This window comes from Paenibacillus sp. Soil724D2 (assembly GCF_001427935.1).
Taxonomy (GTDB): Bacteria; Bacillota; Bacilli; order Paenibacillales; family NBRC-103111; genus Paenibacillus_E.
On record NZ_LMRY01000060.1, the window covers coordinates 169,706 to 184,583 of the forward strand.

Genomic DNA, 14,878 nt, shown 5'->3' on the forward strand with positions numbered 1-14,878 from the left:
CGATGCTTACAATAGGCTCGGTTTCCGATCCTATTGCAAGGAAAATCATTGCGGAAAATGTAGGCTGAGAAGCTATTTCCCATCAACCCAATCAACTCACTTCCATGCTCTAAACTTCCTCTATTCACCGAAAAAAGCCATTTAACCGCCGCAGCAGTTAAACAGCTTTATCTCAGAACCTTAAACCGCATCCTGCAAAAATTTGTATTGAGCTTGAATTAGTCCAAAGTAAATCTTTTGTTCTTTCATGAGTTCCTCATGATTACCGATCTCCATCATTCGCCCATGATCGAGCACTACGATTTTATCAGCATTCCGAATCGTAGAAAGTCTGTGTGCGACGATGAAGGAGGTTCGACCGGCAAGCAGCGTTTTGAGAGCTTCCTGAATTTTGAGCTCAGTATCCGTATCAATACTAGCCGTTGCTTCATCCAAGATAAGAACACGCGGGTTCGCAAGCAGTGCCCTGGCAAAGGATAACAACTGACGCTGCCCCATCGAGAGTACGTTACCGCGCTCTTGAACCTCTGTATCATAGCCAGCAGGCAAACTCATGATAAAATCGTGCGCATGAACAGCCTTGGCTACAAGCTCAATCTCTTCATTTGTAGCATCTAGCCGACCGAATCGGATATTATCCCGAATCGTACCAGAGAAAATAAACGTATCTTGAAGCACGACTCCGATCTGAGAACGCAAGCTTCGTATGGTTACATGACGAATATCCTGGCCATCGATAAGTATTTTGCCTTCATTTGGGTCATAGAAGCGGCATAATAAATTCATAATCGTACTTTTACCCGAACCTGTATGGCCAACTAACGCTATGGATTGCCCAGCCTGTACATCTAAATTAATGCCCTTGAGTGCAGGTCTGCCAGGCTCATACTCAAATACGAGATTCTCAAACTTCACATTCCCTTGGATACTTGATAAATCTTTAGCGCCTTCGATTTCAGCCACAGTTGGTTCCTCATCAATAAACTCGAAGATCCGCTCCGCTGAAGCCATTGCAATGAGCAGTTGGGAATACATTTGTCCTAAACGCGTAATAGGTTCCCAGAAATAGCCTATGTAAGTAGCGAATGCTACTAATAAACCGACCGATATTTCTTCCGTTTGAATTAAATGAGCACCTAGCCAGAACAGAATGCAATAGCCAACGGCTCCCGTAATTTCAATGAGTGGACCAAACGATTGATTGAGCATAGAAGCTCGGTTCCAAGACAACCGATTGACCATATTCATTTTGGTGAAGAATTGAATATTTTCCTTTTCTTGCGTATAGGCTTGTGTAACTTTGATGCCTTGTATACATTCATTTAAATGAGCATTCAGACGGGATTGCTTCATCGTCACGTCCTGCCAAGCACGACGAATCTTTTTCCGAAGCTGAGTCGATATGAGGAACATAATCGGAACCGTCACGATAATCGACGCGCCTAATTTGAAATTAAACGTCAACAAAATAATAATAATGCCGCAGAGCTGCACAACATCAATTAATAAGTTAACAACACCGTTCGTAAACAAATCTTGCAAAGAATTCACATAGTTTGTAACTCGAACGAGCACAGAGCCTGCCGGACGTGTATCGAAGAAACGAAATGACAGCTTTTGAATATGACTGAATAAATCATGACGCAGATCGTAGATGACCCGCTGACCAATCATATTCGTATATTTAATACGGAATGTATTGGCTAGCCATTGAATGACATATACCGTAAGCATGATCCCAACGATTAGGAAAAGCAGATTCTTATCCTTAGGAATGATGGAATTATCAATAGCTTCACGAATGAGCAGTGGAATGGTAAGCTTGGTGATTGCTCCTACCAACATCATGATAATGATGATAGGCAGCATTTGTTTCTTATAAGGCTTCATATAACTAAATAAACGTTTCAACTGACCCCAATCAAAGGGCTTTTCAATCAGTTCATCATCTTGATATACGAATCGTTGCCCCGCTTGGGAATCTTCTCTTTTGGCAGATGCCTCGGCTTGCGTCGAATTAGTACTCAATGTGCTAACCTTCTTTCTTGCGATGGAGAATGGTTTAATGCTTCTAAATCCAAATCCAAACCCGAATCCTTTGTTGCCGCAGCCTGGCTGCTTGCAGCCGTTCTCTGAGGCCCATCCGCATACTGAATGTCATAGGTTTGACGGTAAAGTCCGTCCTGCTGCAGCAGATCCTGATGTGTGCCTCTTTGCACAATCCGTCCTTTATCCAGAACAATAATTTCATCAGCATGCTTCAAGGAAGATATCCGGTGAGCAATGATGAATGTTGTACGCCCTTTCATAACCTCGCCGAAGCCTGCTTGAATCTCATGTTCCGTTTCCATATCAACCGCACTAGTTGCGTCGTCCAGAACGAGAATTTTAGGATCTTTGATCAGCGCCCGAGCGATGGCAATCCGCTGCTTTTGACCTCCGGACAAGCCTAATCCGCGTTCACCAACAACCGTGTCGTAACCTTCCGGAAGCTCCATAATGAAATCATGCGCTTTGGACAACTTAGCTGCCCGAATAATGTCATCCATCGTCACATCTTTACGTCCATAAGAGATATTGTTTCGGATTGAAGAGGAAAACAAGAATGTTTCTTGGAAAACTGTAGCGATCTGATTGCGATAGCTTTCTACTTGCAAAGATCGAATATCTTGACCATCTAACATAACCTTGCCTTCTTTAACGTTATAAGCCCTCATTAGCAAGGAAATGACTGTTGTTTTACCCGAGCCTGTGCTGCCTAAAAGACCTATAACAGAACCAGGTGGAGCATCAACTGAGAAATCATAGAGTGCAGGTTGTTTTTCCGGATATGAAAATGTGACATGATCAAAACGTACATGACCTTTTACATGTTCACTCTTCAAAGCAATCGCACCTTCTTGATCTTTCACATGCATGTAATGATTCAAAACTTCCAAAATTTTCTCACCCGAAGCTTTGGTTTGTGTGAAGTTATTAATATGAAAGCCCAAACCCCACATCGGTCCAATGATGTACCAGATAAGACTGAAGCAAGCGACGAGTTCACCTAATGTAATGGTATTCTCGATCACCATGTATCCGCCAACTCCGAGCAAAGTGACGACACTTAAATTCGCCAATATCTCCATGATTGGAAAATACTTCGCCCAGATCCCTGAGGTCTCGATATTCATGGCTTTATAATCCTCATTGCGTGCTGAAAACTTCGTTACCTCATGAGGTTCACGCGCAAACGATTTCACCGTTCGAACCCCAGTAATATTTTCTTGTACCGCAGTAGTCATCGTACTGAGGGATTGACGTACCATTCGAAAAGCCGGATGAATTTTGCCTTCAAAACGAATGGCAGTAAACGCCAGAAAAGGCATTGTAATCATCGTAAGTAAAGCCAATTTCCAGTTAATCGAAAACATCATTCCCATACCGAAAACCAGCATCAACATCACGTTTAGGAGCTGAGCGAAGCCAAAGCCGATAAACTGTCGAATGGCCTCCAAATCAGCAGTCAATCTTGACATTAAGTCCCCTGTTCTTGCCTGATCATAATATTGAAAGGATAAGTACTGGAGCTTGTTGTACAGCGCATTACGCAAATGATACGCGACGCGGTTACCTAAACGGCCTCCGCATAAGCCATGAAGAAATTGAAACATCCCCTTCATTGAAACGACTAGTACGACTACAAGCGCAAGTCTGGGAACGAGCTCAAATTGTTTCTTCGTGATCACCTCGTCGATTAAATACCGTAGTAAATTCGGATAAACGAGACCGAGCGCGGTTGCCACCGCTAAACATGCAATTGCTCCAAAAAATAATTTTTTCTCTGGCCAAAAATACGGCTTCAGTTGCCTGAACACTTCCACTTTGGGGCCCCCTCCTCAAGAAGGATAAATTGGAAAAGCTTAGAAAGCGTTTTATTACCTAATGAATCTTAACACCATCCCTATTAGCGAGCAATCAGAGGATACGAGGATTTAAACGCTTAAATGCCCATAACTTCACAAAATCTTGCAGGAATCCCCCCTATTCTTTAAAATCATCCAGATAACCATCGATGTAAGCCCTTACATGGCAATACGTAATAAAGGGTTGGCCAAGTTCAATAGAACCCGACCAACCCTTTTGTTTAATCATTAAACAAAAGCCTTTAATTGATGCTGTTTGGATATAAGTTCGTTCAAATCAATCTTCATTTCGAGCGCATCGCGAAGCCCTTCTGCATGCTCATTCAGTTGTTGCAGCATCAGATTTTTCTGAGTTGCAAGCCAATTTTCCAACTGATTCGCATAAGCTTGTTCAAGCTCCATGGTTTGCTGCTCGATAAATTCGGCAACTGGTGTGTTCATCCGATTTTCCAAATCTGCTCTGAGCTTGCTTTTGCCATCGCCTTCGAAAAATTGCTTCGCATTTTTGAAATGACTTTGGAGCAACTTCAAGGTTACATCTGGAACATCTAGTTTAGACGTAATTTCAGGTGTCACGAACTTATTTGATTCATACGTTCCACTTTCGAATCCTTCCATCAACTCACCAAGCTGCTCTTCCCAGCGCTTTACACGGCTCTTGCTAATCAGATTCATGCGATTTTCAACCCGAAGCGTTGTGGCTAATACCTCTTGGGATAAATCGTAGCCAATCATTCGCAGCAGCTCACTCCATGCAGATTGTAGAGCTTGCTTCGGATCTCTGGCATCATCCCTGAAGGTCGAAGGATTAAACGCATAATTGTATAATTCACCGAAGCGGTACATCGTGCGCTGTTTGACGTAATACAGAAGCTCCTGAATTTCTTTCTTTAATTCTTTGAGCTCCGCTTCATAAAGAGTACTTTCAAGAAGCTCTGTTCCGGCATTCTCCGCTTGTCCTAGCTTGGTTAACTGAAGCTTCCGTTCTTCCTCCCCGGACTGCGCACGCTCCAGCCATTGCTGCATAGTAGCAATCGCGCGATTAAGCTCTAAATTAGCTGCATGGATAGCGACATCACTAAGCTCATTGAACGTAAACTTCACGAACTCTTGCTCAAATGGCTGAATGCCAGATTGGGTAACCAACGCTTCGTTTCCTGTTATTTTACCTTCTGCGGCCAAATAACTGGATATTGGATAAATACGCGGATTCCGGATGCCATGCTGCAGCAAATTCGTTTCCACATGTTTAATTACGCCATTTAATTCTTCCGAGCTAGCGGCAAGGTCAGCCGCATTGACGATGAAAAACATTTTATCCATCTCAAAGCTGTCCTTCACACGTCCGAGCTGCAAAAGAAATTCGCGATCTGCTTGCGAGAAGGCGTGATTGTAATAAGTAACGAAAAGAATAGCATCCGCATTTTTAATATAGTTAAAAGCTACCCCGGTATGACGAGCATTTATGGAATCTGCCCCTGGCGTATCAACGAATATAATACCTTGTTCAGTCAATGGATTGGAATAATATAATTCGATAAATTCAACAAAACAGGACTTAGATTCGTCTGCAACATAGCTTGGGAACTCATCTTTTGTTATTTTCAGTTCTGTCCCTAAATGATCATGGGCTAGTGCCCAACCCTTCTCCACTGCCTTCAGGAAAGAATAGTGCGGCTTCCCTTTGGCCGTAACGTCCGCTGGAGAAAGGGCGCTTATGCGTTTGAGTGCTGATGTCATGTCTGTCGCCTGCACGCCGAGTATGTCCAAAGAATAGAGAACGTCCTGCATAATCGCGTCCGTCTTCTTCATTTTGACCTTGGCTGTGCCATGCGGCCAACCTTCCTGCGGCGGCATGATCTTGTTGATCGCCGCCGTCGTTGGGTTCGGCGAAACCGGCAGCACTCTTTCCCCAATCAACGCATTGGCGAAAGAGGATTTGCCGGCGCTGAAGGCGCCGAACAGGGCGATCGTGAACGTCCGCTGCCGCAGACGTTCCGATTTCTCGCGCATGGAGCGCGCGATCGACCTCATCGACGGCAGGCCCTCGATGAGGCTTGAGGCCGCCTGCAAATCGGCGGCCTTGCGCTCCATGCGCTTACCGTGTTCACCCGAGGTGAACGCGGTAGGCGCTGATGACGCTGCCTCCACAGGGGCAGCGGTAGTGCCTGCGGCCGCCGATGCCGTGGCAGCGGCCTGCAGGATCGTGCCCATGGAGGTCACGTGAAGCCCCCCGCTTAGCGGGGCGGCTGCCGTCTCCTCCATGGCCGTGTACTGCTGCGCAGCCGGCAGCGCCGGCGCAGGCGGTCTAGGCCAGATGGCCATGCGAAGCATCTGAGCCTCTGCCTCCGCCTCGGCTTCCTCGAGGCGCTGCAGTTCCCGGCAAGCGCTGAGGCGCACGCCCAGCGCTTCGAGTTCTGCCGCAAGCGCGTCAGCCGCTTGCGCACCCCCCTCGCGGACTGCAGCCGCGAGCAGATCAATCACCGCAAACGCCTGTTTGCGGTACTGCTGTTTAATATCAGATGATACCTGCTTCATGTAGTTGAGCGTATATTCGCCGCCGAAGGTTGCGCCAGCATTCACTTGCGCTCCAAGCCACTGTGTCGTTACGTCAACCTTCAGCGCTTCGATTTGCGCGGTAAGGGCAGGATCATGCTGCCCTTGCTCCTGAGCAGCCTTTTTCAAAGCATCCCTCAGATGCCAATCCAGCTGTGCTTCTACTTGCTCAGCCAAATCCGCCTGAAACGTTCCCAGGCGTTTCTCCGTCTCCAGAGCCGTTTGCGCAGCTCTAGAGAAAAAGCCTACCTTGAACCCAGGCTTACGGCTCTCCAAATACGCATGAGCCTGATCCCTGGTCAAGGCTGGTGTGATATTGGCATTCTCGATAATCATGCCAACTTCCTTACGGAGCGCCGCCGTTAACGCTTCCGGCCGTCCCTTCACCGCTGCAAGCTCTTCCTGCTTCGCAGCAGCTTGCGCCTGAACCTCTTGCACGTCACCTACCTGGCTGATTTGCTCCATAAGCTCCGCCTTCTGCGGCTCATGCTGATCAGCCAACCACTTGCCGTGCTCTGCTGCAAGATAACGCGCGGATGCGTCGATGCTGAAGCTTCGCAGTTCATCACCGCGCTCAATCAAACGGCTTAGGAGCCATTGCAGCTTCGCATACTCATTATGCGGATGGTTCGGCTCCTTCATGGTTACAAACAGCAAATCATCCGGCTCGATGCCCCAGCTTAGAAACGCTTGCTTCGTCCCCTCTTGATACTGTGCAAAAGGAAGCTCCCATTCTTTATGCTTATCAATCATATTTACAACCAAGTAGAGCGGCTTTCCCCACTCCTTCATCTTCTTCGTAAATGCAAGATTGACTTCGGATTGAACATGGTTGTAATCCATAACATAGAAAACTACATCGGCTAGATGTAAAGCCGACTCCGTAGATTGATGATGAGCATCATCTGTAGAATCAATCCCTGGAGTATCAAGCAGTGCCGTTTGACTGCCCAGAAATGGAATCGGATACGTAATCTCAACCGTTTCAATATCGGTACCATTGACGCAATACGCTTCTAATTCTTCCAGTGCAATCGTCTTTGGTTTTCCCAGATTATTTACTGTGCCATCCTTCATACGATGCGTAACATGTGCACCCGGTGACCCATTACGAATACTCACGATATTTGCACTTGTTGGAATCGGGCTGGACGGCAGCAAGGCGTGCCCACAAAGCTGATTAATCAGGGTCGATTTCCCTGCTGAGAAATGACCGCAGAACGCTATATTCATCCGTCCAGCGTCTATTTTATCAAGCAGCTGACCTAGCTTGCTTGCGTTGTCGTAATCCCCTTTTGCTTGCAGATTAATCTGCATGTTTCTGATCGCATCCGGCATGACCGAGATGCTTATATCCACCATTTGCGTCATTCGTCCATTCCGCTCCTTATGATCCGTTCTTCTATCCAAACCTAACAGAAAAAAAATCTCCCAAAGGGAGATTTAGGTTTTAGGACATTACTGCTTTTTCTTTTTCCGGCAAGAAAATCTCAAAGACATCGCGATGCTGCAAAATCGTAATGTCGGAGTCTTTTACTTTCATAACCACGACCTCGGATTTCGTTTTCATCTTGTCTATGTAATTCTGAGGAACTTCACCGGATTCACTGACTGTTACACCTTCAATGACTTTTTCCTCATTATCGGCTAGAGGCGTGTTAATCACTTGCTCATAAATATCGGAGAACAGTTCAAAGCTATTCGTGTATACGGCGATGCATTTCATTTCAAATCCCATCCTTTGTCTGCATATCATTTGTTTGTAATAGTTTTCCTAGTTGCACTTGGTTTCATACGTTTCTTACCCTCACGACAATTGTCCAACAATGGACATATCGTGCACTGCGGGTTCTGAGCCTTGCAGTGATATCTACCGAAGAATATAAGGCGATGATGCGTTTGTGTCCACTCTTCACGCGGAACCTTCTTCATCAGCTTCTTTTCTACTTCAAGTACTGAATCGTCCCAGCCAACTAATCCTAGTCTTTTGGAGACTCGCTCAACATGAGTGTCTACCGCAATAGCAGGTACCCCAAAAGCGTTCGATACGACGACATTTGCCGTTTTACGGCCTACGCCGGGCAGTTCGACCAAGTGTTCGTGCTTCTCTGGAATTTCGCCTTCAAACTTGTCCAGCAGCAATTGACACAGCTTTTGAATATTGCTTGCCTTATTTCGAAATAAACCAATCCGTCGAATGTCTTGCTCCAGTTCCCTAAGCGGAACGGCCAAGTAATCTTCAGGACGCTTATATTTCTGAAATAAATCCAATGTCACCTTATTCACGGTTTCATCGGTGCATTGAGCTGATAATAATACAGCAATCGTTAATTCAAACGGATTACTGTGGCGCAGCTCGCAATGTGCATCCGGAAAGAGCTCACCGATTGTATCCAAAATATGCCTTACTAACTTCTGTGTCATGTCTTTACTTCCTTAGGGTCGTAATAATCTCCAGTGTAGCGAATTGTGGCGTTAGAATCAATGCTTGAAAGCGTCAAAATGCGAACATTTTCTAAAAAATTGCCATATTTATTTTTGAAATTAGAAAAAAAACCGCCTGCCTTAGAAGTCAAGCTCCTAATATACAGACGGATGAACTTCATTTTCGTTCAAATTTATTTCTCAATCTCAACAATTTTATCGTCTAACACATAAAGTGTTACTTGATCTCCTGCTGCAAAAGATGATGCCGACACAACGTCTGTCCCTTTATGGAAATAGGCTCTTGGGAAAATACTATAAGCCGTTTTTTCTCCGGAGCTTGTAGCTTTGAAGTAAAATTGGTTCACGACATTATTGTAGTTATCCACTTCCCGCTTAGATCCTACAGCAACTTGAATAAGAAGTTTGTCACTCGCGTCTTTCATCACTTGCACACGATCGCCTACTTTGATGGAAGTGAAACTCCATGCTACGCCGCCGTTAAGTTTAACGTCATAATTGCTGCCTGCGTTAATCACTTGACTTTTACCTGAGAAATCTTGAACGGTTAGGCTCGAGCTAGCCGCATTCACAGCTGTAACTTTACCGCGCACAGGACTAATCAGCTCTGCTTTTACAACAGCCAGACCCTTGAACGTCAGCTTCACATAGTCATCGATAGCAAAATCTGTAATTGAACCTACACTTTGATCCGCTTTGACGATTGGAACACCTTCTAGGGAAATGGCATACGAAGTGTTCGACTGATCCGTCACGGTAATTTGCTTGCTGTTTACATTTGATAAAATTGTTTTATAAAGTGCCGTTTTACTCGTTACAATTTTCGTGACAATTCCCTGATCGAAGCTTAGTAAAAGACTAATATTATCCCCAACTTTAAGATCGGAAAGTGTACTGTTAGGCTTATTCGCAAGCTCTACCTGAGGAGCGTAGTTAAGCTTGAACGTCAAGCTTTGACCGCTGTCCGTTTTCAATGTTATATCATTCGTTTGTAAATTTAATTGTGTTAATGCGCCATCCAATTGGGAGGACATTTGAATTTGAGTGACGTTATCTTTTGAAACAAGTAGATCTACATATTTACCAGCCGTAAATGTACTGCTAAAGTTTGCAAAAGGAAGCTTCACTCCAGCATATGAAATAGAAACTGTATCTTTTAAAATATAAGCATGCGGTTTACCTGTATTATCTATAACGGTTAATAATTTCGAAGCTTGATCGTATGAAATAATTTTGGCAAAGTATAAGTTCTCAATTGAACGGTTGGTTACAGTAATTAAAGTTACTTTGTTATTCAATACATCCAGCTTAAGCTGATCTCCTGGAGCGATATCATAAATACTAGCCGTGGCTAAACCATTGATTCTGACTTGCACGTTATCGCTAAGAACATAGGATGCTAATGCCCCGCCGGCTGTCTTAGTTATCGTTAAAAATGTTTTGTCATCGCCAAGTGCTTTCAAAGTCCCCTCAACACTCACACCAACATCTGCTTGCTTTTTAATAACAATCTTCACAATTTCACTGTTCTTGATCGTATACTCAACCGAATCTCCAACGTGAAGTGAATTGATATCTACGAGGCTGTTATCTGGTAAAGTCGCAATCAAATTACTTGAGAAACCGTACGTTTCAGGCTGCCCTGACACGGTGTCTAGCAGCGTAATTTGCATCGCATCTTTGTTAAGTGTTTGAATCGCACCTTCTGCTGTTTTATTAACGGGCACCTGTTTAACTATGATCGACGTATATTTATCGGTTTTGACAATCTTGCTTTTACGCAATTCAATCGTGCTTCCATTCACAATAGAACCTAGGCTAAGACCGCGTCCTTCCGTATCAGTCACAGCAACATCCGCTGCTAAATCATAGCTCTCAAAGTCATCCAATGTCGCCTTGAGGCTGCTCATATTCAATTTCAATAATTTACCTTCATGAATATCTAGCTGCAGCTCATCGCTAATAATTTCAACATAGTAAGCTGTTCCATTCACTTGAACGAGCGAAACTTCAAACGTTTCTTGCAGCGTTTTCGCGCCTATTGCCGTATCATTTTTATTTCCATAGAACACTGTGTTCGGCGAAAGTTTATATGTACTCGTATTCCCGTCTTTGTCCATAAGGCCAATCGTGCCGCTCGTTAAGCTTGTCATGTACCCTTTCACAGCACGTGAAGGCAATGTTGCAAGCTCTTTTTGCGAGCGGCTTAAAAAAGCTGCCATTTGAGCACGCGTGACTGCCCCTTTAGGTTGGAACGTGCCATCTTCGAAGCCGTCAACAACCTTTAAAGCAACAGCTGCATTAACAAATCCCAATGTTGTGGTGCTGATGTCATTATTATCTTTGAAAGCCGTTTGTGTTGACGATAAGCTTTGAGCAGTGGTCGCCTTCCCGATAGCGCGAATCACCACTTCAGCTACCCATTCTCTCGTTGCCTTCCGCTGGCCCCATTTATCTTTGGACTTATCGCTTTGGCTTCTCACTTTCTCTTCCTCGTTGGAAATTAAGCCTTTCTGGAGAGCAATGGCTACATAATTTCGCGCATAGTTATCAACCAGCATGAAATCAGGAAACACCGTTGCTGACGTCATAGCATCTACATCGCCTTGCAAGCCCATCATACGAGTAGCCATAATAAGGACATCTTGCTGTGAAACCGAGTTCTCTGCCCGATAAGCGCCATCCTCATAGCCTTCAATAATGCCTTCCAAAGCAAGTTTGGATATATGTCGAATACCCCAATAGTCCGATTTTACGTCAGGGAAAGAAAGCTTTACATTACTTGTTGATGTCGTATTTACTGACTCTGCCGCCAAAACTGGGGTCCCCGCCAGGCTTGTTATAATTAAAGAGCTAACAATTGCACTTGCTAATTTCTTGTTATTCATCGTTGATTAAGACTCCTCTGCTACTACATTTAATTAGGTCGTTTAATTGGATACGGAAGCTCTAGATGCCCCATTAAGCTATCCACTTGTTTGCCGTTTTTCAGCACATATAAAGCCTTCACTTCTGGAAATTGAAACACGGTTTTCTTCAAAGCTTGTAAAAACAATTCCTCACCCGGAGCGCCTAATTGCGTTTTGGGACCAAATTTGAGATCAAGCTTCAATTCACCCTTAGCTTTATCAAACGAAGTGCTTGTGAAAGTAAGATCATCAAATAAAGGAATTGCTTTAGGATCATCACTCTTTTTGAGTGCGTTTAGTGCGGCTTCATACACGTCAGCGTCCTGTTTGTAGCTGATTGTCACTTCTTTTTCTATAAGTTTCATTTCGTCCTGATCACTGTAAAAAGCTTTGACCTTTTTTTGTTTTAAAGGTTCTGGTGTTGCTGTTGGGGTTGGTGCAGGACTTTGTACCACCGTTGTAGGGGTCGGCACCTCGGTTGTAGCTTGCGGTGTTGCTCCGCCGACGAGTTGACCTTTCTGACCGCAGGCGGTTACAGACAACGTGATGGCACTTACAAGAAGCACCCCATGGATTAGGCGACTTGTTTTGGTCATCTCACTCACTCCTTAGCGTTTTGCCTAGCAAAACGAACTTCGAAAGCATACGTTTAAAGCTTTCGTCTCTTATTTGAGGTTCAGGTATTCTTTGATGGCAGCAACGATAGACGCCGCTATTTTGTCTTGGAAAGCTTCCTTGAACATGGCGGATTCATCGTTCTTATTGGACAAATATCCCACTTCGACTAATACAGCCGGCATTGTCGTTTTCGTGATGACCCTGAAATCAGCTTGACGTACCTTGCGATCAGGAAATCCAGCAGCGGCAACTACATTTTTGTGGATTGTATTAGCAAAAGCTATGCTTTCCGGCCTGTTATAATACGTTTCCGTTCCCGATACCGTAGCTTTGGCGCTATTCCCGTGAATCGATAGGAAAAGATCTGTTTGAATGTCGTTCGCAAAAGAAACCCGGCCATCCAGTGGAATGAACGTATCGTCAGAGCGAGTCATAAGGACGTTAACTCGCTTGTCCTGAACAAGAAGCTTCTCTACCTTCTTCGCTGTAGCGAGTGTAAAATCCTTCTCATGCTTGCCAGTTATGGACAATGCACCGGGATCATTATCCCCGTGTCCTGCATCAATCACCACGGTTAACTGATGTTCCACAATCGCGGCTGTCCATTGATTCGTAAGCTTAGAAGGCTGTACGCGATAGTCAGCTGAACCTTTCAAATCCAAAATAATTCTCACTGTAGCCGGATTATCTGCAAAGTTAGAAAAGCGCACTTTCTCAACCAAAGGATGCTTAGAGGGCAGTTCCCCCGCATTATTTACAAGCAATTTTTGGAGAGAAGGATCTAAAGATGTGTTCGGGAAATCAAATACGATGCGATTCGGGTTCGATAATTTCATCATAGTCGGAACTAAAGAGCCGTCTTTCGCGGCTACCGCTAACTCCTTCTCAGAGAGCACAATCGAAGTCAACAAGTGGGCATTAGCATCGGGTGTTTTCGTTCCTGGATCTGTGCCTGTATCCGGTACTGGCGGTTTTGGAGGTGTTACTTCGCCAGGATTGCTGCCATCTACAACATCGATGGGTCCTGTAACAGGTTTGGAATCCGAATCATCTTTTTTGAACATATGAACGGAAGAGGTTAAAGAGTCCCATTTAAATTCAATACCCATAAGTTGACCAATGAAACGAAGTGGGAGCATCGTGTTGCCTTTTTCGATGATTGGCGCTACTTCCAAACTTTCCTTCTTGCCTTTAATCAGGGCCGTTTTACTGTCGATGACCAATTGAATGTTCATATCGCCTTTGACGATGGTTACCTTGCGTGTGGGTTCATCCCAACTCACCTTGGCACCAATTTCTTCAACGATAATCCTTACAGGTACAATCGTATTGCCACTAACTATACGGGGCTGAACTTCGTTAGCTTCCAGTTTTTTTTCATTCATATAGAGCTTAATTACACTTGGGGATTCGGCTCCCATTGCATAAGTAGGGAGAAGCAGCATGCTAACTAGCAGCATTAAACAAAATGCAGGAAATTTCATCATTCACCTCTATGTAATGTCGGAATTGGGGTTGTAATTTCAAACTCTTAAAATCTATCTTTTAAAAACTAGCAGCAACGTGTCCATTGTATCAAAATAATCATATGCCCGACAGCAAAACCTCCGTTCAATCGACAATCTAGTAATCTATTAGACGCGGAAAACTACCAAAAGTTGCAAAAAAAGAAGAATAAAAAAACCTAGCCATTGGCTAGGTCAGAGCTCTTGCAACTAGAACAAAAAAAGACGCAATCCATGTAAGAACTCATTGGATTGCGTTTTCTATGATCACATTTTTATTTATAAGCCAAACGTTTTTGGTGAGCTTGCTCATAGGCTGTGATTTTCTCTTCATGTTGAAGTGTCAGGCCGATGTCATCCAAGCCTTGCAGCAGGAACTGACGACGGTGCTCATCCAAATCAAACTGAATTTTTAAGCCGTATTCATCTGTGAGTGTCTTGTTCTCAAGATCGACATTCAGCTTGTAGCCTTCATGCTTCGCTGTACGGGCGAACAAATCATCCACTTGCTCTTCCGATAGCTTGATTGGCAGAATGCTGTTTTTGAAGCAGTTGTTGTAGAAAATGTCAGCATAAGACGGTGCGATAATAACGCGGAAGCCGAAATCTTGAATCGCCCAAGGTGCATGCTCACGGGAAGATCCGCAGCCGAAGTTCGCTCTGGAAAGCAGAACGGAAGCTCCTTGATAACGTTCTTGGTTTAATGGGAAGTTCTCGATAACGTTGCCCGCCTCATCCCATCTCCATTCGAAGAAGAGGAATTGACCGAAACCGGAACGCTCAATTCTTTTTAGAAATTGCTTAGGAATAATGGCATCTGTATCTACATTCACGCGATCCACAGGACCGACTAGGCCTGTATGTTGTTTAAAAGCTTCCATGTTTTCATTCTCCTTAAAGTTTTGCTTAAGCAAAACTAGCATCGTAAGCATTGCCT

9 protein-coding genes are annotated in these 14,878 nt (G+C 44.4%); all 9 read right to left on the reverse strand.

Going from position 1 to position 14,878, the window contains the following annotated elements:
• Window positions 1-180 precede the first annotated feature (180 nt).
• Complete coding sequence (locus tag ASG85_RS35925) at window positions 181-2,028, reverse strand: ABC transporter ATP-binding protein (protein WP_060649429.1); 1,848 nt, start codon at window positions 2,026-2,028, stop codon at window positions 181-183.
• Entirely contained in the window at window positions 2,025-3,866 is a 1,842-nt protein-coding gene (locus tag ASG85_RS35930) for an ABC transporter ATP-binding protein (RefSeq protein ID WP_082588366.1), read from the reverse strand. Before ASG85_RS35930 ends, ASG85_RS35925 begins: the two co-directional genes overlap by 4 nt.
• A gap of 270 nt (window positions 3,867-4,136) precedes the next feature.
• Entirely contained in the window at window positions 4,137-7,835 is a 3,699-nt protein-coding gene (locus ASG85_RS35935) for a dynamin family protein (RefSeq protein ID WP_060649430.1), read from the reverse strand.
• Window positions 7,836-7,914: 79 nt separating this feature from the next.
• Window positions 7,915-8,190, reverse strand: a complete 276-nt coding sequence (locus ASG85_RS35940) for a hypothetical protein (RefSeq protein WP_029193089.1) — start codon at window positions 8,188-8,190, stop codon at window positions 7,915-7,917.
• Window positions 8,191-8,216: 26 nt separating this feature from the next.
• Window positions 8,217-8,888, reverse strand: a complete 672-nt coding sequence (gene nth, locus ASG85_RS35945; RefSeq protein ID WP_060649431.1) for an endonuclease III — start codon at window positions 8,886-8,888, stop codon at window positions 8,217-8,219.
• A 194-nt stretch (window positions 8,889-9,082) separates the two neighbouring features.
• Window positions 9,083-11,797 (reverse strand): S-layer homology domain-containing protein, encoded by a 2,715-nt coding sequence (locus ASG85_RS35950; RefSeq protein ID WP_060649432.1) that lies wholly within the window; start codon window positions 11,795-11,797, stop codon window positions 9,083-9,085.
• A gap of 29 nt (window positions 11,798-11,826) precedes the next feature.
• Window positions 11,827-12,414, reverse strand: a complete 588-nt coding sequence (locus ASG85_RS35955; protein ID WP_060649433.1) for a GerMN domain-containing protein — start codon at window positions 12,412-12,414, stop codon at window positions 11,827-11,829.
• 69 nt (window positions 12,415-12,483) lie between these two features.
• Entirely contained in the window at window positions 12,484-13,923 is a 1,440-nt protein-coding gene (locus tag ASG85_RS35960; protein ID WP_082588367.1) for an N-acetylmuramoyl-L-alanine amidase family protein, read from the reverse strand.
• Between the two features lie 293 nt (window positions 13,924-14,216).
• Entirely contained in the window at window positions 14,217-14,822 is a 606-nt protein-coding gene (gene leuD, locus ASG85_RS35965) for a 3-isopropylmalate dehydratase small subunit (protein ID WP_057301745.1), read from the reverse strand.
• Window positions 14,823-14,878: the final 56 nt, after the last annotated feature.

Coding starts and splice junctions, on each gene's coding strand:
- ASG85_RS35950 (WP_060649432.1), bottom strand. CDS start 11,797: ATGAATAACAAGAAATTAGCAAGTGCAATTGTTAGCTCTTTAATTATA.
- ASG85_RS35935 (WP_060649430.1), bottom strand. CDS start 7,835: ATGACGCAAATGGTGGATATAAGCATCTCGGTCATGCCGGATGCGATC.
- ASG85_RS35940 (WP_029193089.1), bottom strand. CDS start 8,190: ATGAAATGCATCGCCGTATACACGAATAGCTTTGAACTGTTCTCCGAT.
- leuD (WP_057301745.1), bottom strand. CDS start 14,822: ATGGAAGCTTTTAAACAACATACAGGCCTAGTCGGTCCTGTGGATCGC.
- ASG85_RS35960 (WP_082588367.1), bottom strand. CDS start 13,923: ATGATGAAATTTCCTGCATTTTGTTTAATGCTGCTAGTTAGCATGCTG.
- nth (WP_060649431.1), bottom strand. CDS start 8,888: ATGACACAGAAGTTAGTAAGGCATATTTTGGATACAATCGGTGAGCTC.
- ASG85_RS35955 (WP_060649433.1), bottom strand. CDS start 12,414: ATGACCAAAACAAGTCGCCTAATCCATGGGGTGCTTCTTGTAAGTGCC.